Genomic DNA, 18,080 nt, shown 5'->3' with positions numbered 1-18,080 from the left:
GAGCCCGAGTGAACTGAACGCCTTCCTCGCCGAGGAACGGACCTGCCGGATCGCCACCGTGAACGACCTCGGCCCGCATATCACCCCGATGTGGTTCGTGTGGGACGGCGGCTGTCTGTGGATCTCCTCGCAGATCCGCACCCAGCGGTGGATCGACATCACCCGCCGCGCCCGCGTCGCGGTCATGGTAGACGCGGGGACAGAACTCACCGATCTGCGCGGTGCCGAATTCATCGGCGATGCCGAGGTCGTCGGCGAAGTCCCCCGCGCGGGCACATCGGACCCGGATCTCGTCGTGCCCGAAAAGCTGTTCGCCGAAAAGTATTTCGGCAGCGGCACCATGGATCACGACGGTAAGCACGCATGGCTGCGGATCCGGCCGAGTGCGGTCCGCAGCTGGGACCTGCGTAAGACCGCCACCCTCTGACCCGGTGCCCGCCGCGCGCGGGTGAAAGCAGGATTCCTCATGCCCATCTATTCCTTCGGTGGCCACCACCCCGACATCCATCCCACCGCATTCGTGCATCCCGATGCGGTGGTCATCGGCGCGGTGTCCATCGGCGAACACGCCTCGATCTGGCCGACGGCGGTCCTGCGCGCCGACTTCGGCCGGATCGAGGTCGGTGCCCGAACCTCGATTCAGGACGGCACCGTCCTGCACACCTCCGAACGGTGGCCCACGGTCGTCGGCGCGGACTGCGTGGTAGGGCACAACGCCCATCTCGAGGGTGCCACCATCGAGCCGGGAACCCTGGTCGGGTCGATGTCGACCTGCCTGCAGGGCGTCGTCGTCGGGCGGTCCTGCATCGTCGGCGCCGGCGCATTGCTGACCGAAGGAACCCATGTTCCGGAGGGAAACCGCGCGCTCGGCGTCCCGGCCTCGACCTTCCGCCCCCACCCCGACCGGGCCGCCTTCGACGCGAATCACCGGCTCGGTGTCGCGAAATATGTCGTCAACGCCGCCCGGTACGTCGCCGAACTCGGATGTCCGCCCGCCGATCGAGACGACTCCTCCTGTGCGAGCAGCCCGGCATGAGCATCCGCCACACTGCCCGACCGACCCAGCAAAGGTAACGAAACCCGATGGCCGACAACATCACTCACAAGATCTTGCGGCGGCACCTGATCTCCGGCGACCTCGTTCCCGGCACAGATATCACCGTCGCCCCCGACCAGATCCTCATCGAGGACGCCACCGGAACCATGGCCGCCATGCAGTTCGAGGAGCTCGGACTGGATTCGATCAGCGTCCCCCTCGCGGTGATGTATATCGATCACAACGTGCTGCAGATCGATGACAAGAACATGCAAGACCATCGTTACCTGCGCACGTTCTGCGAACGATATGGGCTGCGGTATTCCCCCGCAGGACACGGCATTTCGCATTACATTCACCTCGAACGGTTCAGCAAACCGGGCGAGCTGCTGCTCGGGGCGGACTCGCACACCTCCACGGCGGGGGCCGCGGCGATGTTCGCCCTGGGCGCCGGCGGACTCGAGGTCGCTGTCGCGATGGGTGGGTATGGATTCGAATTTCCCTGCCCTCGGGTGATCGGAGTCGAACTGATCGGCACTGTGCCCAATGCTGTCGAGCCGAAAGACATCGTGTTGGAGATCCTGCGGCGCTACGGAGTTCGCGGTGGCCGCGGAGCCGTATTCGAGTTTCACGGCCCGGGATTGGAGCACCTGTCGACGTCCGGACGCGCCACCATCGCCAACATGATCATCGAGACCGGCGCCACCACCGCCGTATTCCCCTCGGATGAACAGACTCTGGCGTGGCTGGCTCAGCAAGGACGCGAGAAGGACTTCGCGCCGCTGGTCGCCGACGACGGCGCCACCTACGACGAGAACATCACCATCGATCTGTCCGAACTCGTCCCGCTCGTCGCGGTTCCGCACTCCCCCGGCAATGTCGTCCCCGTCGCCGACCTGCCCGATACCCCCGTATCGCAGATCTGCGTCGGCTCCTCGGTCAACAGTTCCTACGACGACCTGGCCACCGTCGCGGCGGCATTGCGTGGGCATACCGTGCATCCGCGAGTACAGCTGACCGTCACACCGGGATCGCGGCAGATCCTGCAGACGATCATCGACTCCGGGGTCTACCAGGATCTGATGCAAGCCGGCGCACGGATGCTCGAGCCGGTATGCGGGCCATGCGTGGGCATCGGGCAGGCACCATTACAGGGCGACGCATCCCTACGGACCTTCAACCGCAACTTCCCCGGTCGCAGCGGAACCGCCGAAGACCGTGTCTACCTGTGCAGCCCGTCCACCGCCGCCGCCAGTGCGCTGACCGGACGCATCACCGATCCGTCGTCGCGGCCACCGATCGAACCCCGGCCCGCGCGGGAACCCGATACCGCACTTCACAGTGCCCTGATCACTTCCCCGAGGCCCGCAGAGCAGCGCGCGGCGGTCCTCGTCGAACGCGGCCCCAACCTCGTATCTCCTCCGCTCCCCGAACCGATCGGCGATGATCTACAGGCCCGGGTGCTGATCGAGGTGGGTGACGACATTTCCACGGGCGATATGGCGCCCGACGGAGCAATCGCCATGTCCGTGTGGTCCAACATCGCGGCATGCGCCCGTTTCATGTTCAACCGCCTCGATCCCGGCTTCCACGACCGTGCGCAGGAGTGGGGCGGAGGGGTGATAATCGCCGGTGAGAACTACGGGCAGGGGTCGTCGCGCGAGCACGCCGCGCTGATCCCGAGCTATCTGGGTGTGCGCGTGATTCTCGCCCGCAGCTACGCCCGGATCCACCGTCGCAACCTCATCGCCGCCGGGATCGTCCCGCTCGTCCTGCCCAGCGGCGCAGCGGAATTCAGCGTCGGTCAGCTGTGCGCCTTCTCCGGTCTGCGACAGGCGCTGGTCGGCGGGGAGAGCTCGATCTGCGTGGAGGTAGCCGGCCACGACGTGCCGATACGAGCGGCGATCGACCTCACCGAGGGCGAACGGGCAATCCTCACAGACGGCGGTCTACTCGCGCACATCCGGTCCGGCGGGCGGTCTCCAGTGTCCGGATCACCCCTGCCCAGCGGGGTTCACGAGCGCGTCAACGTCAAGGAATCAGTATGAACGACTCCCTACCGCTCGCGGGCATCCGCGTTCTCGAGCTCGGCAACTACATCGCGGCGCCGACCGCCGGAAGGCTGCTCGCCGACTTCGGCGCCGAGGTCATCAAGGTCGAACGCCCGAAGACCGGCGATGAGCTGCGCAGATGGCGCCTGTACGCGGGGACTACCTCGATGCTGTTCCATACGATCAACCGCAACAAGAAGTCGATCGTGCTCGACTTGCGCACCGATGAGGGCCGCCGTGACGTAGTGAAATTGGCAGGCAAATGCGATGTGGTGCTCGAGAATTTCCGGCCCGGCACCCTCGAGAAGTGGGGCATCGGGCCCGAGAAACTCACCGAGGCCAACCCGGCGCTGATCATCGTCCGGGTTTCCGCATTCGGCCAGACCGGCCCGATGTCGTCCAGGCCTGGATTCGCCGCTGTCGCCGAGGCATACGGTGGGCTGCGCGAGCTGGTCGGCGATCCCGACAGACCACCGGTGCGGACCGGCGTATCCATCGGCGACTCGATCGCAGGCCTCTACGCGGGATTCGGTGCCATGTTGGCGCTGTTCCAACGGGCCAAGGATCCTGGGACGCCGATTCCGTTGAGCGACAGGATCATCGACGTCGCACTGAACGAGTCGATATTTTCGGTGATGGAATCGCTGGTGCCCGACTATCTTGCCTACGGAGTGGAACGCCGGCGTGTCGGCGGCCGGATGGAAGGTATCGCCCCGTCCAATGCCTATCTCTGCCGCGACGGCAAGTCGATCGTCATCGCCGGAAACAGCGACGCGATCTTCCAGCGCTACATGTACGCGATCGAGCGCCCGGATCTGGCGGCCGACCCCAACCTCACCACGAACGACGGCCGGTGGCGCCGCCGCGACGAACTCGACCAGGCGATCGGAGCCTGGACGAGCCGGCACTCCCGTGACGCCGCGCTGAAGATACTCGACGACGCCGGCGTTCCGTCCGGACCGATCTTCACCGCCGCAGACATCGCCGCCGACGATCAGTACGCCGCGCGCAACATGATTCAGTACCTCCCGGTCGACACCGGAACCGGCGAACCCGAACGCATCGGCTTCCCTGGCGTCGTGCCGGTGATCGGCGGGCAGTCGGTCCGCATCCGCTCGGTCGGTCCCGAGCTCGGCGAACACACCGGCGAAATCCGCGCGCACTATCTCGACGGGAGCGACGCGTGATCGACCACAGCACAACCATTTTGCGGGATGTCACCCTTCGGGACGGCCTGCAGCTGACCGGCACGCCTCTTGCCACGCACCGCAAGTTGGAAATCGTCCGTACTCTGCTCGAACTCGGAGTTCCCGAGTTGGAAATCGGTTCGCTCGCTCGCCCGGATCTCGTTCCATCGATGGCCGACACTCTCGAGCTCATCGCCGAACTGACTCCCGAAGAGCTCGAACGATGCTGGGTATGGGTAGCGACGCCACGTCATGTGGCGAAGGCCGCGGCGGCCGGAGCGACGCGATTCCAGTACTGCCTGTCGGCCTCCGACGCTCACAACCGGGCCAATATCGGGCGCGACACCGCTACCAGTCTCGACGCCTTCCCAGAGGCTCTCGGAGCGGCCCGTGACATCGGCGGCCGGATCCAGCTCTGTATCGCCACCGCCTTCACATGCCCGTTCGAAGGGCCCGTTCCGGAACAACGCGTCCTCGACATAGTCGCCGACCCCCGCACCGACGGCGCTCACGACACAGTCCTCTGCGATACGCTCGGCCAAGCGATTCCAGCCCAGGTCGCATCGCTGGTAGGCCAGACCACGGCACTGAACCCGCAGCGGCGCACGATCTTTCACGGCCACGACACGTGGGGCATGGGTGTCGCCAACGCCCTCGCCGCTATTGCCGCCGGCGCGCAGGTCGTCGACGGCGCCCTGGGCGGACTCGGAGGCTGTCCGTTCGCTCCCGGAGCCAGTGGCAACACCGCGACCGAGGACCTCCTGTTCGCCACCCGCCCCTCCTACCTCGACCCCTCGGTCTTCAGGCGGGTCGTCGAGACGTCGGAGAGGCTGCTCTCCGAACTCGGCGAGACGCCCCGCTCCCAGGCCGCACAGGGGGCACGCTCGCGCGCGAACGCGTTCGAATGGGTCATTCCCGATACCACCGCCTCGTCCGCGTGATTCCCGGTGACAGAACGTGAGCCACCGCCGCGCCCTCAGTCCTGGGCCCGACCGGTACTCCACGCCGCGATCTGCGCGCGCGAGGTGAACCCGAGCTTCGTCAGGATGTGCTGGACATGACCCTGCGCGGTGCGCTGCGAGATCACCAGCTTGGCGGCGATCTGTTTGTCGGTGAGACCACGGGCGACAAGGTCGGCGACCTGCCGTTCGCGATTGGTCAATGCTGATTCCGGGGCCCGTGAGGAGGAGGCCCGTGGGGAGGAGGCCGACTCCCCCAGCGCGTAGGCCACACCGGTCCGCAGCTCCATCGCCTGTCCGCGCCGCACCGCCGCATCGAATCGCCGATCACCGAGCGCACGGCGCGCGATGTGCTCGCATTCATCGTGCAGGTGAGACAGATCGGGGAAGAAGATCGAAACACCTGAGGTAGAGCGGAGCAGGTTCTCCGCCGCACCCATCAGAACGGCAGCACGCTCGCTGTCGCGCTCGGCGACGATCCACGCCAGGCCCTCGAGCCCGAGGGCCGCGACGACCGGACTGTGCACGGACCGGAGCAAGCGCAGCGCTTCCTGTAGCAACTCCTGCGCGCGAGTCGGCTGCCCTTCCCGCCATTCCGCAACGCCCAGGCCCCACAGCGCCGTCGAGCGAAACAGCGTCTCGCCACTCGCCTGGGTAATTGTCAGTAGGTTCTCGTGACATCGGATCGCCTGCCGAGTGTCACCCCGCATCGCGTATGCCCAGCCGAGGAACATCAACGCCGCAACGTGCAGGTAGCCGCGCCGATCCGCGCTCAACACCTCGACCGCACGTCCGAGGAATCCGATCGCGTGATCGGGCTTGTCCCGGTAGAGCTCCAGCACTCCCTCCCCGAAGTCGATGAGCGCCTGGTTCATCGGGGTGTGATCCCGTTCGATGAGAACACGTGCGGTTCGGACCAAATCGGCTGCCGGCTGGAGATCTCCCTGCACCGCAGCCATGACGATGTTCGCGTGCAGCGCTCGGGCACAGTCCGACACCGAGCTCCGGACGGGATTCGCAAGAGCGCGGTCGAGCCATCGGCGCCCCTCTCCGAAGAGCCCCCGGAAACTCCAGAACATCCACAACCCGGCAGCGGTGCGCAGCCCGGCTTCGGCCGATGCCTCGCGGTCCTCCGAGAAACAGAAGTCCAGCGCAGCGCGCAGATTCGATTGCTCCCGTTCGAGGCGCGCCAGCCAGTCGAGCTGCTGATCGCCGATCCACCCGTTCTCGGCATCCAGTACCAGGCGCCCGCACCAATCACGGTGCCGCCGATGCAGGACCTGATCTTCATCCGACTCGCGCAGCTGGTCGCGCCCGAAGTCGCGCACGGTTTCCAGCATCCTGAAACGCACGACGCCCGAATCCGACCTGATGACAATCGACTTGTCCACCAGCGACGACAACACATCCAGCACGTTCTCCGCCGTGAAGTCGGTACCGCAGACGTATTCCGCGGCTTCGAGCTCGAATCCGCCGGCGAACACCGAAAGGCGAGCCCACAACCGCTGTTCGACCGGCGTACACAATCCGTAACTCCAGTCGATGCACCATCGCAGCGTCTGCTGTCGCCGCGGCGCGTTACGACTGGAACGGGTCAGCAGCGCGAACCGGTCGGACAATCTCACCCGGATCTGCTCCGGCGACATCGTCCGCATTCGTGCCGCCGCAAGTTCGATCGCCAACGGCAGTCCGTCCAGCCGGGCACAGATCCCTGCCACGGCCGCCTTGTTGTCCTCGGTGACCTCGAAACCCGGCACCACAGCTGCGGCACGCTCCGAAAACAATGTCACCGCATCATATTTGAGCAGCCCCCGCAGCGCCGGATCAGAGCCGGGTTCGGGAACCTCCAGCGGCGCCACCCGCACCACCGTCTCCCCGGCGACATCCAACGGCTCGCGGCTGGTCACCAGAATTCGCAGGTTGGGGCAGGCCACCAGCAGCCGCTCGACCAGACAGGCCAGTGCCTCCACCACCTGCTCGCCGTTGTCCAGTAACAGCAACGCTTTCCGCGGACGGAGGAACTCGACCAGCATGTGCTCCATCGGCCGAGCCGAATCGTCACGCAACCCCAACACCCCGGCCACCACATCGATGAGCAACGCCGGGTCGCGCACGTCGGCCAGTTCGACCACCCACACACCGTCGGCGAACGCGCGTCGAGCATTCGAAGCCACCCGCAGTCCCAGCCGGGTCTTTCCGACGCCACCTGTTCCCGCCAGCGTCACCAGCCGGGACGTCGCCAACCGGTTCTTCACCTCAGCCAGCTCACTGCGTCGGCCGACGAAACTGGTCAGTTCCAGCGGCAGTTCACTGCCGCCACTGCGAACCTGCGGGGCTTGCGCTGCAACCAATTTCGGCCACGACACCTGTTCCGGCGCACCGGTTGTTTCGGATTCCTGCCTCGGTCCGACCTGTAAAGCCATCTCGTCGACGTGGTATCCGAACTGCCGCTGCACTCGCCTGATCGCGTCCCCCAGTTCCGCCGCCGACGGCCGTGCGCTCGGATCCCGGTTCATCGCCGATTCCACGACTTCCGCCACGTTTCCCGGGATACCGCTCTCCCGCAAATCAGGCACGGGTTGACTGGTGATCCGCACGAATTGGGCGACCACCTGCTCGCCACTACGTCGCTCGAATGCCGCGTGACCGGTCAATCCGCAGAACAACGTCGCACCCAGTCCGTAGACGTCCGCCGCGGCGGTCGCCGCCTCCCCGCCGAGCACCTCCGGCGCGGTGAACGCCGGCGACGCGGTCAACACTCCGGTCGCGGTTCGGAAGCCGCCCTCCATGTGCGCGATACCGAAATCGGTCAAGGCCGGCTCACCGTAATCGGTGAGCAGAATATTGCCCGGCTTCACATCCCGATGCACGATTCCCAACCGATGCGCACTCTCCAACGCACCTGCGATCTTCACCCCGACCCACAGCACCTCCTCGACCGGCATGACTCCGTCCCGGCGGAGCCGAACATCCAGTGAGTCGAACCGGTGATACGGCATCACCAGATACGGCAGTCCCCCGGTGGTGACGCCCACCTGCAGCACGGTGACGATATTCGGGTGTGCGGTCAGGCGACTCATCGCCCGTTGCTCGCGAAAGAACCGCTCCCGGTTGGCGTTGTCCAGTTCGGCGGTCAGAACCTTCACCGCCACCGTGCGATCCAGCTCGACCTGTGTGCACCGGTACACGACGCCGAAACCACCGTGGCCGATCTCTTCGGCATCGGCGAAGCCGGACGAAGTCAACTCGTCCGCGACCGAACTACTGACGTCGCGGCGGGTTCGTAACGGATCGTCATCGATCATGGCTGCGCATTCCAGGCGGTGCGGTCCCCGTACGGCAGGACGCTTCCGGTCACCTTCCGACTTGCCCAGCGTATCGCCGATGAGGATCAGCCCGCCCCGTCTGCTTACGAAGTCGTAGGTGGTCTCCTTGGGCAACGTGACGGCCGCATTCATGAGCATAAAATTCGACCGCGCCCACGATCTTTGACCCACCGCGCAAGAATGGCCAGGCGCGGTCGCCGACATCGTCCGCTCGCGCGGATCCGGGTCGAGGACGCCGACTACTTACAGCGTGTGGTCAACGGGAGGCGCGGGACGGGCTGTCCGGCCGCGGACAAGACGCTCATCCTGATGCATGCCTGGCATCGGGACGGTCCGGCCGCCCTTTACCAGACGGTCCAGGTGTCACCTGAATTGATGAGGGCGGTGAGGCGATCGGCGCGCGAGCCCTCGACCGACGCGGCTGCCTGCGCGACCTGGGCGCGTGCGAGATCGTCGTACGCCGGCCGTTGAACCTGTCGGAAGATGCCGATCGGGACCTTGCCGGCCGTACCGGGGCGGGCGTTGTGGTCGCTCAGGCGAGACAGCGCGAATTGGTCGGCCGGATCGGGATCGTTCGGGTCATGGGCCCAGGTGCGGTTGCCGACGGTGACCTCGACGCCGGGCTCGAGGCGCAGGAGGGTTTCACCGGCATCGGGACCCTTGATCGCGTCGAACGCGCCGTCGTTGAAGATCGGGCAGTTCTGATAAATCTCGACCAACGACGTGCCGCGGTGGGCGGCGGCCGCGGCGAGGACCGAGGTGAGGTGCTTGCGGTCGGAGTCGATCGTGCGAGCGACGAACGACGCCTCAGCGCCGAGCGCCAGCGAGACCGGGTTGAACGGATGATCGATCGAGCCCAGCGGGGACGTCTTCGTGATCTTGTCCGTCTCCGAGGTCGGCGAGTATTGCCCCTTGGTGAGGCCGTAGATCCGGTTGTTGAACAGCAGGATCGTCATGTTCACGTTGCGGCGCAGCGCGTGGATCAGGTGATTGCCACCGATCGAGAGCGCGTCGCCGTCACCGGTGATCACGAAGACCGAGAGGTCCTCGCGCGCGGTCGCCAGGCCGGTCGCGATCGAGGGAGCGCGGCCGTGGATCGAGTGCATGCCGAAGGTGTCGAGGTAGTACGGGAACCGCGAGGAGCAGCCGATGCCGGAGACGAACACTATGTTCTCCCGGCGCAGGCCCAGGTCGGGCAAGAAGGACTGCACGGCCTTGAGGACGGCGTAGTCACCGCAACCGGGGCACCAGCGGACCTCCTGGTCGCTCGAGAAGTCCTTGGCGGTCTGGGTCGCGCCCTCGGCGAGGGCGGGGACCAGCGCGGTGCCGGAGCGCAGGACAGGAGTATCGATGTCGACGATGGTCATACGAGTTTGGTCTCCTGCACCGGGATCGACTCCACGTCGGGGTGGTCGGCATCGACGGGGCCGAGGCCGGTCGCGCCGCCGGGCGAGCCGAGGTCGTCGAAGAACTCCGCGTTGATCCGGGTGAAGGATGCCTCCTTGTCCGGGACATCGTTCTCGAAGAAGATCGCCTCCGCGGGACAGACCGGCTCGCAGGCTCCGCAGTCCACGCACTCGTCGGGATGGATGTAGAGCATCCGCGCGCCCTCGTAGATGCAGTCGACGGGGCACTCGTCGACGCACGCACGGTCCTTGACGTCGATGCAGGGCGAGGAGATCACATAGGTCATCGGGGGTCCTCCTTGGAAGGGTCGGTCTCGTGGTCGGCAGGCAGGTCGAGTCCGTGCTCGCGCAGGTCGACCTCGCGCCCCTCGGCCCGGCCCACCAGGGCACCGATGGCCTCGGCGAGCTCGGCGGCCTTGAGCGGCAGGCCGTAGACGTGGTTGTAGCCCTGGGCGTCGACGAGGTACTCCGCGCGCAGCATCTTCGAGAGCTGGCCGAGGTTCATCTCGGGGACGAGAACCTTGTCGTAGGACTCGAGGATGTCGCCCAGGTCCGACGGGAACGGGTTGAGGTGGCGCAGGTGGACCTGTGCCACGTTGTAGCCGGCACGGCGGACGCGGCGGCAGGCCGCACCGATCGGGCCGTACGTCGAGCCCCAGCCGACGACCAGTACCTTGGCCTCGCCGGACGGGTCGTCGACCTCGAGCGGCGGCAGGGACTTGGCGATCGCGTCCACCTTGGCCTGGCGGGTACGGACCATGAAGTCGTGGTTGGCCGGGTCGTAGGAGATGTCGCCGTGCCCGTCGCCCTTCTCCAGACCGCCGATGCGGTGCTCGAGGCCGGCCGTGCCCGGGATGGCCCACGGGCGCGCGAGGGTCTCCTCGTCACGCTTGTAGGGCCAGAACACCTCGGTTCCGTCGGGGGCCGTGTGGTTCGGGCAGGTGGCGAAGTCCGGGTGGATCTCCGGCAGCTCGTCGAGTGTCGGGATCCGCCACGGCTCCGACCCGTTGGCGAGGTAGCCGTCGGAAAGCAGGAACACCGGGGTGCGGTAGGTGACCGCGATCCGCGCGGCCTCGATCGCGGCGGCGTAGCAGTCGCCGGGCGATCGGGGCGCGACGACCGGGACCGGCGCCTCGCCGTTGCGGCCGTACATGGCCTGCAGCAGGTCGGCCTGCTCGGTCTTGGTCGGCAGACCGGTCGAGGGGCCACCGCGCTGGACGTTCACGACGACCAACGGGAGCTCGGTCGTCACGGCCAGGCCGATCGCCTCGGACTTGAGCGCGATACCGGGACCCGACGTCGTGGTGACAGCCAGAGCCCCGCCGAAGGAGGCGCCGATCGCGGCGCCGATGCCGGCGATCTCGTCTTCGGCCTGCAGCGTGGTCACGCCGAACGATTTGTGCTTCGACAGCTCGTGGAGGATGTCGGAAGCCGGGGTGATCGGGTACGAGCCGAGGAACACCGGCAGGTCCGCACGGACGCCGGCGGCGACCAGTCCGAACGAGAGCGCCAGATTGCCGGTGATGTTCCGGTAGGTGCCGGGCGGCAGGACGGCGGGCTTGATCTCGTACCGGACGACGAAGGCCTCGGTGGTCTCGCCATAGTTCCAGCCGGCCTTGAACGCGGCGACGTTGGCGCCGGCGATCGCGGGCTTCTTGGCGAACTTCTTCTCCAGGAAGGCGATGGTGCCCTCGACCGGGCGGCCGTACATCCACGACAGCAGACCCAGCGCGAACATGTTCTTCGCGCGCGAGGCGTCCTTGCGGGTGAGGCCGAACTCCTTGACCGCCTCGACCGTGATGCCGGTCAGGTCGACGGGCTGGACGTCGAAGTCGCCCAGCATGTCGTTGGAATCGCCCAGCAGGTCGAGCGGGTTGACGTCGTACCCGGCCTTGTCGAGATTCCGCTTGGTGAAGTCCGCGGTGTCGACGATGATCGTGGCGCCCTTACGGAGGTCGCCGATGTTCGCCTTCAGCGCGGCGGGGTTCATCGCGACGAGGACGTCCGGACGGTCGCCGGCGGTGAGGATGTCGTGGTCCGCGAAGTGGATCTGGAACGACGAGACGCCGGGGATCGTGCCCTGGGGGGCGCGGATCTCGGCCGGAAAGTTGGGCAGGGTGACCAGGTCGTTGCCGAAGACGGCGGACTCCTGGGTGAACCGGTCACCGGTCATCTGCATGCCGTCGCCGGAGTCACCGGCGAACCGGATGATCACCCGGTCGAGCTGCTCGACCTGCTTGGTCTGACTCACGTCGTTCGCTTTCTGCATGGGGTCCGATGGACCCGGCGCGAACGCCGGGCGCCATCGAATGGGGAGGTCAGGAGATGACGAGCTTGGTCTCGAGGTAGTGCTCGAAGCCCTCGATTCCGCCTTCGCGCCCGATGCCGGACTGCTTGTAGCCACCGAAGGGCTGCACCACGCACATCGCGGCCTGGTTGATCGCGATCTGTCCGGTGCGCACCCGGCGGGCGATACTCTCGGCCAGCTCGACGTCGTTGGCGAACACCGCACCCGAGAGTCCGTAGTCGGAGTCGTTGGCGATCTCCACGGCCTCGTCGATCGAGTCGAAGGGGATCACCGACAGCACGGGACCGAAGATCTCCTCGCGAGCGATCCGCATGTCGTTGGAGACGTCGGCGAACAGCGTCGGCTCGACGTACCAACCGGAGTCCAGATGCGCCGGCTTGCCGCCACCCAGGACGAGGCGGGCACCCTCCTGCTTGCCGACCTCGATGTAGTCGAGGACGCGCTTCTGCTGGCGCTCCGCGGCCAGCGGGCCGATGAGGGTATCGGGCTCGCGCGGGTCACCGACCTTGAGACTGCCCATGATCGTCTTCATGAACTCGACCAACTCGTCCTGCCGCTCCCGGGGCACGAGGATGCGGGTCAGCGCGACGCACACCTGACCCGAGTGACCGATGCCGGCGAAGATCAGCTCGGGCACGAAGGTCTCGAACGCGATGTCGTCGGCGATGATCGCCGCCGACTTGCCACCGAGCTCCAGCGTCACGCGCTTCACGCGCTCAGCCGCTGCGGCCATGATCTTGCGCCCGGCCGCGCTGCTACCGGTGAAGCTGATCTTGTCGACCCCCGGGTGGCGAACCAAGTAGTCCCCGACCTCGCGGTCCGCGGGAACGACGCTGATGACGCCCTCGGGAAGGCCTGCAGCCTCGAGCGCCTCGGCGAACAGCATCATCGTCAGCGGACCCTCGGGAGCCGGCTTCACCACGACGGTGCAGCCCGCGGCCAAGGCCGCGGAGACCTTGATCGAGGCCAGGGCGACGGGCCCGTTCCACGGGATGATCGCGGCAACCACACCGATCGGCTCCCGGATGAGCGTGCCGTGGCCGCCCTCCCAGCTGCGTTCCTCCTCGAAGAGGAAACGGGTGTGCAGGGTGGCCGCGTCGTTCCACATCGCGATGGCGTTCTCGTGGACCATCGTGGCGACCGGACCGGTGCCGCCGCCCTCCTCGGCGAAGATCTCCGCGAACACCGGAATCCGCTTCTTGATCTCGTCGCCGATGCGGACCAGGACCTCCGCGCGCTCGGCGGGGGTCATCCGCGGCCACGGGCCCTCGTCGAAGGCTTTCCGGGCCGCGGCGACCGCGCTTTCCACGTCGGCCTCTCGCGCCTCGGGAACCGTCGCGATGACCTCACCGGTCATCGGCGAGATCACCTCGATCTCGGCGTCGGACGACGGCTCGACCCAACGGCCACCGATGAACAGCTTGTCGTAGCTCCGCAGCTGCGCCTGCGCCGCAGCAGTATTTCCGGTCATCTCTCGGTCACTCTCACTCTCAGAAGAAGTCGATCTCGTCGCCGCTGGCGATGTCGTGGAGCCGGATCGCCCCGGACGGGCAGCCCCGCGCGATGGCGATCTGGGCGTCACCCGGGATTGCCGGCGATCCGGCCACGACCTCAGCCACGCCGTCGTCGTTGATGTCGAACACGTCGGGGCGCGCTGCCAGGCAGAGGCCGGACCCGATGCACACCTCGGTGTCGATCCTGATGTCGTAGGTCATCGGTCCGCGCCCCGGCGTGCGACCCCGGTGAACCGCAGCGGTAGCGACTCCATGCCGCGAATGATGTAGTTCGGGCTGTAGTGCGGAACGAACCCGCTCTCGGCCGGCTCGATGTCCGCGAGCCGCTCGAGCAGGACCTCGAAGCTGATCCGCGCGACGGTCCGCGCGACCGTAGCGCCGAGGCAGGCGTGCGGTCCGTGCCCGAACGCCTGGTGCGAGCGCAGCCGGTCACGATCGGGGTCGTACTTGCACGGCTCGTCGAAGATGCTCTCGTCCCGGTTGCCGGAGGCATACACGACGTAGACCTGCGCACCCGCGGGGATCGGGACCCCGCCGATCTCGGTGTCGGCGGTGGCGATGCGGAACAGCCCCTGGATCGGCGACTCGAGGCGCAGCGCCTCCTCCAGACATCGCGGGAGGTCGTCGGGGTGCGAGCGCACCCGCGCCATCAATTCGGGGTCCTCACACAGCATGTACATGAACGAGGAGATCAGCTTGCTGGTGGTGTCGGCTCCCGCCGCCACCAGCTGGCTGCAGAATGCGACCATCTCGTTGGGCGTCAGAGGAGTGCCGTCGTCATCGCGTGCCTGGACGATCGAGGTCAGCAGGTCATCGCCCGGGTTCTCGACCCGATCGGCGAACTCGGCCTCGAAGAACTGCCAGAACTCTGCCTGCGTATCCAGCGACGCCAACAGGGCCTCGTTGGACATCGTGGTGCCGGTCGAGGAGTTGATCGCATCCGCCCAGCGGGCGAAATCGGCCGAGCGCTCAGCCGAAACGCCCAGCAGCGCGGCCAGCACCCGGATCGGAGCCGGGTCGCAGAACGCCGAGATGAACTCGACCTCGCAAGGCTCACCCGGTGTGGCGAACCCGTCGATGAGCTCGTGGCACGCCTCGCGGATCTGGGGCTCGATCCGCGCGATCGCCCGCGGGGTGAGCGCCTTGTTCAGGACCCGGCGGTGCCGGGTGTGGACCGGAGGATCCTGAGTGAACAGCACGTCACCCTTGGCCAACACCACGCGAACGCGCTCGATGAACTCCGGGCTGGCCTCCGACAAGGCCCGTCCGATCGCCGTGACGGCCTCGGTGACCGTCGGACCGATGGGGTTCTGGCTGGAGAAGAGCTTGGGCTGGGTATTGACGGCCTCGATGTCGGCATGCCGTGTCACGACGTAAATGTCGTGCTCGGGGTCGTGGAAGACCGGCGCCTCGTTCCGCAGCCTGGCATAGCTCGGGTACGGGCACTGGATGCTCTTCGCATCCCCGTCGAACAGGGCCTTCATAGGCGAGTCTGTGGTGGTCATCGTTACTTCGCCCCCTGCCCGGCGTCGACCGGAAGAACCACACCGGTGATCTGGTCGGCATTGTCGGAGGCAAGGAACAGCACGGCATCGGTGACGTGGGAGCACTCTGTGCGCCACTTCGCACCGGGCATGTTGCCCGCGGAGAGGGCTTCGAACGCTTCGGCAGGATCGAGCCCGAGCTCGTTGGCGAACCCGAGGACCATCCCCGAGCCCTGGCCTTCGCCGGGCTTGATGGTCGTCGGGGCGATCGCGTTCACGTTGATGCCGAACTCGGACAACTCCATGGCCCAGGAGCTGGTCAGGCCCTGGATCGCGTGCTTGGCCGCGACGTAGTGCGAGATCTGGGCGTGGCCCGACATCGTGACGCCCGAGGAGATGTTGATGATCTTCCCGCTGCCGCGGCCGATCATGTTCGGGACGGTGTACTTGGCGACGTACATGTGGCCCTTGACGACGGTGTCGATGATCGCGTCCATCACGTGCGAGCGCATCGTCTGAATCGAGTCCATGGCAGCCATACCGGCGTTGTTGACGACGATGTCGATGCGCCCGTCGAAGAACTCGAGCGCCTTGTTGACGCTCGCCTCGACCTGTGCCTCGTCGCGGATATCGCACGGAAGGCCGATGCACCGCTGTCCGCGAGCCTCCACGGCCGCCACCGTGTCCTCGAGCATCTGCGCGGTGGCCAGCGGATAGATGTCGGGGATCTCCTCGGTGATGTCGAGCGCGGCGATGTTCGCTCCGGCCTCGGCGAAGGCCAGGGAGTGGCTATACCCCTGGCCCTTGGCGGCCCCGGTGATCAGGACGTTCTTGCCTTCAAGTCCACGCAGTGTTGCAGCCACGGTCACTTCCTCGTTTCTGGCCTGTCGCCCGAACGGGCGGCTTGATGTGTGACGAGAATCTAGGCGTGATTCGTCACACATGTCAATAGTTCGTCATAACTGTCAACAAACTCGCGGACCAGCGCCGCTCGGTGGTCGCGGACCCGCCACGAGAGGTTCGCCACCTCCGTAGCGGCGCCGCCTCCTCTCCGCGCCCCGGCCGGCCGGGCCGTAAAGTCGCAGCATGAGCTCGAAGGTGAACGACGACGCCGATCTCGCGGCCGCCGCCGACGGCGACGCCAAGGGCAGCAAGCGCTCTCGCATAGGCCGGGAGATCATCGAGACCCAGGTCTTCGACGTGGCGGCCAAGCTGTTCGCCGAGAAGGGGTACGGCGGCACCACGCTGCAGCACATCGCCAGTGCTCTGGGCGTGAGCCGGACTGCGTTGTACTACTACGTGTCGAGCAAGGAGGAGCTGCTCAGCACGATCGTGCACGAGCTCACCGACGCCGGCTTCGCGCTGGTCTCCGCCGAGGCCGATGCCCAGGGTTCCGCGAGCGATCGGTTGCGCGCGATCGTCGACAGCATGACCCGCCTGGTCGCATCCAGCCCGGCACGGTTCCGCCTGCTCCTCCAGAGCGAGGCGGGACTGCCCGCCGAGCTCCTGGAGGCGCACAGGGACACCCGCCGGCGAGTCCTACGGCGGCTGATGGACGTCATCGAGGAGGGCCAGCGCAACGGCGAGTTCCGCGTCGTCGATGCGAGAATCACCGCGCTCGCCATCATCGGCATGTGGAATTGGACGGCCTTCTGGGCTCGCAGCAACAGCGACATCGACCAGATCGCGGAGACGTTCGGCGATCTGGTCGTACGCGGTCTGGCGGCCGGTTCTCGTGAGGTGCGCGGCGCGGCGCGCACCCCTCAGCAGGTGCTCAACGCGGTCCAGGAGGATCTTGCGACGCTGGCGGTGATGCTTCCCGACGACCCGGCCTAGCCGCTCGTCTTCAGCGCTCGGCCACCGACGCTGACGACACCTTTACTCACGTCAGCAACGTGTTCGAACTTTACGTTCCTGTCGAAAGAATGCTCCCGGGAGCTTCCCTCGCGCTCACCGCCTCGCTCCGCGGCGCCAGATCAGCGACTCGTCGACGAGCCGAAGGACTTCGCGGCCGTCGGGATCGAGGAGAACCCCTTCCTTCACGACCCGACCGCGATCGGGATGCCCGAGGTCGACCTCGAGGACCACGATCCGCCCCGTGAGCACCCGATCCGGGCGGACCGGCGCAGGCAGACGCACCTCACGCAGCATCACGCCGGCAAGGACGTCCCAGCGCGCAAGTGCGGACTCGACACTCAGCCGCTGATAGATCGCCAGCGTGTGCACACCACTCGCGATCACGTCACCGAAGTACCCCCCGCGAGACGCCTCGATGTCGATGTGATGCGGCTGGGGATCCCAGCGGCTCGCGAACTCCACGATCTCCGCCCGGGTAGGCAGATAGGACCCGAGCTCGATCTCGTCCCCCGGATGCAGGTCGTCTGCCGTCAATCGCCGACCGCTCGGACCGATTTTCACCATGGCATTCCCCTCGGTCGAAGTTCCGTACTGACTTTTCTGTCAATTTATTGACACTCGCGACTAACCACCTTACTGTCGAAGCCGCCTGGACCGGAGCTCCTCCCGGACGGGAACAACGAAAGCCCACGGAGGAAGCCCGATGATCCAGAGCATGATGGGCCGCACCATTCGCTGGTACGAGGCCGACTGGTACAACCCGGAGGCCGAGATCTACACGCCCGTGAGGTGGCGGTTCGAGCCGGTCAAGTTCGGCGCAGAGACGATCGAGTACACCCTCGCCGAGGGCCCGCACGTCGGCCGCCACGCGATCCAGCGCTTCCACTACCTCAAGCTCGCCCCCGGCATCGAGTCGACCGTTTGGACCGAGGAAAGCGGCGCGGTCGTGCAC

Annotated in this window: 16 protein-coding genes; 7 read left to right on the top strand and 9 right to left on the bottom strand. The window is 66.7% G+C overall.

Translation table 11 applies throughout. The annotated features are described in order from the left end of the window. The 5 genes from ON23_RS16520 to ON23_RS16500 form a co-directional block, all read left to right on the top strand. Positions 1-427, top strand: a 427-nt coding sequence (locus tag ON23_RS16520; RefSeq protein ID WP_039779239.1) for a pyridoxamine 5'-phosphate oxidase family protein, incomplete at its 5' end; no start/stop codon positions are given. A 39-nt stretch (positions 428-466) separates the two neighbouring features. Further along, complete coding sequence (locus ON23_RS16515; protein ID WP_051042769.1) at positions 467-1,036, top strand: gamma carbonic anhydrase family protein; 570 nt, start codon at positions 467-469, stop codon at positions 1,034-1,036. Positions 1,037-1,083: 47 nt separating this feature from the next. Further along, complete coding sequence (locus ON23_RS16510) at positions 1,084-3,084, top strand: aconitate hydratase (RefSeq protein ID WP_039779238.1); 2,001 nt, start codon at positions 1,084-1,086, stop codon at positions 3,082-3,084. Next, positions 3,081-4,274, top strand: coding sequence for a CaiB/BaiF CoA transferase family protein (locus ON23_RS16505; protein WP_039779237.1), 1,194 nt, complete (start codon positions 3,081-3,083; stop codon positions 4,272-4,274). The genes ON23_RS16510 and ON23_RS16505 overlap by 4 nt, the downstream gene beginning before the upstream one ends. Continuing rightward, on the top strand, positions 4,271-5,215 hold the full coding sequence (locus ON23_RS16500; protein ID WP_373282195.1) for a hydroxymethylglutaryl-CoA lyase-like TIM-barrel protein: 945 nt from the start codon (positions 4,271-4,273) through the stop codon (positions 5,213-5,215). The genes ON23_RS16505 and ON23_RS16500 overlap by 4 nt, the downstream gene beginning before the upstream one ends. Before the next feature lie 35 nt (positions 5,216-5,250). On the opposite strand, the gene ON23_RS16495 is transcribed toward ON23_RS16500, so the two are convergent. The 8 genes from ON23_RS16495 to ON23_RS16460 all read right to left on the bottom strand — a co-directional run bounded on the left by ON23_RS16495 (position 5,251) and on the right by ON23_RS16460 (position 16,134). Next, positions 5,251-8,691: a protein kinase domain-containing protein gene (locus tag ON23_RS16495; RefSeq protein WP_306307125.1), complete on the bottom strand. Its 3,441-nt coding sequence runs from the start codon at positions 8,689-8,691 to the stop codon at positions 5,251-5,253. Positions 8,692-8,903: 212 nt separating this feature from the next. Further along, positions 8,904-9,926: a 2-oxoacid:ferredoxin oxidoreductase subunit beta gene (locus ON23_RS16490; RefSeq protein WP_039779236.1), complete on the bottom strand. Its 1,023-nt coding sequence runs from the start codon at positions 9,924-9,926 to the stop codon at positions 8,904-8,906. After that, the gene (fdxA, locus tag ON23_RS16485) at positions 9,923-10,252 is read right to left on the bottom strand and encodes a ferredoxin (RefSeq protein ID WP_039779235.1); all 330 of its coding nucleotides are present in this window, start codon (positions 10,250-10,252) and stop codon (positions 9,923-9,925) included. Before fdxA ends, ON23_RS16490 begins: the two co-directional genes overlap by 4 nt. Beyond that, on the bottom strand, positions 10,249-12,234 hold the full coding sequence (locus ON23_RS16480) for a 2-oxoacid:acceptor oxidoreductase subunit alpha (protein ID WP_083904019.1): 1,986 nt from the start codon (positions 12,232-12,234) through the stop codon (positions 10,249-10,251). The genes fdxA and ON23_RS16480 overlap by 4 nt, the downstream gene beginning before the upstream one ends. 49 nt (positions 12,235-12,283) lie before the next feature. After that, entirely contained in the window at positions 12,284-13,744 is a 1,461-nt protein-coding gene (locus ON23_RS16475) for an aldehyde dehydrogenase (protein ID WP_039779233.1), read from the bottom strand. Positions 13,745-13,763: 19 nt separating this feature from the next. Continuing rightward, positions 13,764-13,988: a ferredoxin gene (locus tag ON23_RS16470; RefSeq protein ID WP_039779232.1), complete on the bottom strand. Its 225-nt coding sequence runs from the start codon at positions 13,986-13,988 to the stop codon at positions 13,764-13,766. Then, positions 13,985-15,292 carry a cytochrome P450 gene (locus tag ON23_RS16465; RefSeq protein WP_083904018.1) on the bottom strand — a complete coding sequence of 436 codons (1,308 nt, stop codon included), beginning with the start codon at positions 15,290-15,292 and terminating at the stop codon, positions 13,985-13,987. Before ON23_RS16465 ends, ON23_RS16470 begins: the two co-directional genes overlap by 4 nt. Before the next feature lie 2 nt (positions 15,293-15,294). Then, positions 15,295-16,134: an SDR family NAD(P)-dependent oxidoreductase gene (locus ON23_RS16460; protein WP_039779241.1), complete on the bottom strand. Its 840-nt coding sequence runs from the start codon at positions 16,132-16,134 to the stop codon at positions 15,295-15,297. A gap of 223 nt (positions 16,135-16,357) precedes the next feature. Between ON23_RS16460 and ON23_RS16455 the strand changes: the two genes are divergently transcribed. Next, positions 16,358-17,107 carry a TetR/AcrR family transcriptional regulator gene (locus tag ON23_RS16455; RefSeq protein WP_051042768.1) on the top strand — a complete coding sequence of 250 codons (750 nt, stop codon included), beginning with the start codon at positions 16,358-16,360 and terminating at the stop codon, positions 17,105-17,107. A gap of 114 nt (positions 17,108-17,221) precedes the next feature. Here ON23_RS16455 and ON23_RS16450 read toward each other — a convergent pair whose 3' ends face one another. Next, the gene (locus tag ON23_RS16450) at positions 17,222-17,662 is read right to left on the bottom strand and encodes a MaoC/PaaZ C-terminal domain-containing protein (protein ID WP_157170233.1); all 441 of its coding nucleotides are present in this window, start codon (positions 17,660-17,662) and stop codon (positions 17,222-17,224) included. A gap of 169 nt (positions 17,663-17,831) precedes the next feature. On the opposite strand from ON23_RS16450, the gene ON23_RS16445 reads away from it, so the two are divergent. Beyond that, positions 17,832-18,080, top strand: a 249-nt coding sequence (locus ON23_RS16445; protein WP_039779229.1) for a hypothetical protein, incomplete at its 3' end; no start/stop codon positions are given.

Origin of the sequence: Nocardia cerradoensis NBRC 101014, from assembly GCF_000308535.1 — a bacterium.
GTDB classification, from domain to species: Bacteria; Actinomycetota; Actinomycetes; order Mycobacteriales; family Mycobacteriaceae; genus Nocardia; species Nocardia cerradoensis.
Note: the sequence above shows the minus strand (reverse complement) of the source record. Positions and strands in the feature narration are given on the sequence as shown.

Coding starts and splice junctions, on each gene's coding strand:
- ON23_RS16510 (WP_039779238.1), top strand. CDS start 1,084: ATGGCCGACAACATCACTCACAAGATCTTGCGGCGGCACCTGATCTCC.
- ON23_RS16465 (WP_083904018.1), bottom strand. CDS start 15,292: ATGACCACCACAGACTCGCCTATGAAGGCCCTGTTCGACGGGGATGCG.
- ON23_RS16480 (WP_083904019.1), bottom strand. CDS start 12,234: ATGCAGAAAGCGAACGACGTGAGTCAGACCAAGCAGGTCGAGCAGCTC.
- ON23_RS16515 (WP_051042769.1), top strand. CDS start 467: ATGCCCATCTATTCCTTCGGTGGCCACCACCCCGACATCCATCCCACC.
- ON23_RS16470 (WP_039779232.1), bottom strand. CDS start 13,988: ATGACCTACGACATCAGGATCGACACCGAGGTGTGCATCGGGTCCGGC.
- ON23_RS16475 (WP_039779233.1), bottom strand. CDS start 13,744: ATGACCGGAAATACTGCTGCGGCGCAGGCGCAGCTGCGGAGCTACGAC.
- fdxA (WP_039779235.1), bottom strand. CDS start 10,252: ATGACCTATGTGATCTCCTCGCCCTGCATCGACGTCAAGGACCGTGCG.
- ON23_RS16490 (WP_039779236.1), bottom strand. CDS start 9,926: ATGACCATCGTCGACATCGATACTCCTGTCCTGCGCTCCGGCACCGCG.
- ON23_RS16505 (WP_039779237.1), top strand. CDS start 3,081: ATGAACGACTCCCTACCGCTCGCGGGCATCCGCGTTCTCGAGCTCGGC.
- ON23_RS16455 (WP_051042768.1), top strand. CDS start 16,358: ATGAGCTCGAAGGTGAACGACGACGCCGATCTCGCGGCCGCCGCCGAC.
- ON23_RS16495 (WP_306307125.1), bottom strand. CDS start 8,691: ATGAATGCGGCCGTCACGTTGCCCAAGGAGACCACCTACGACTTCGTA.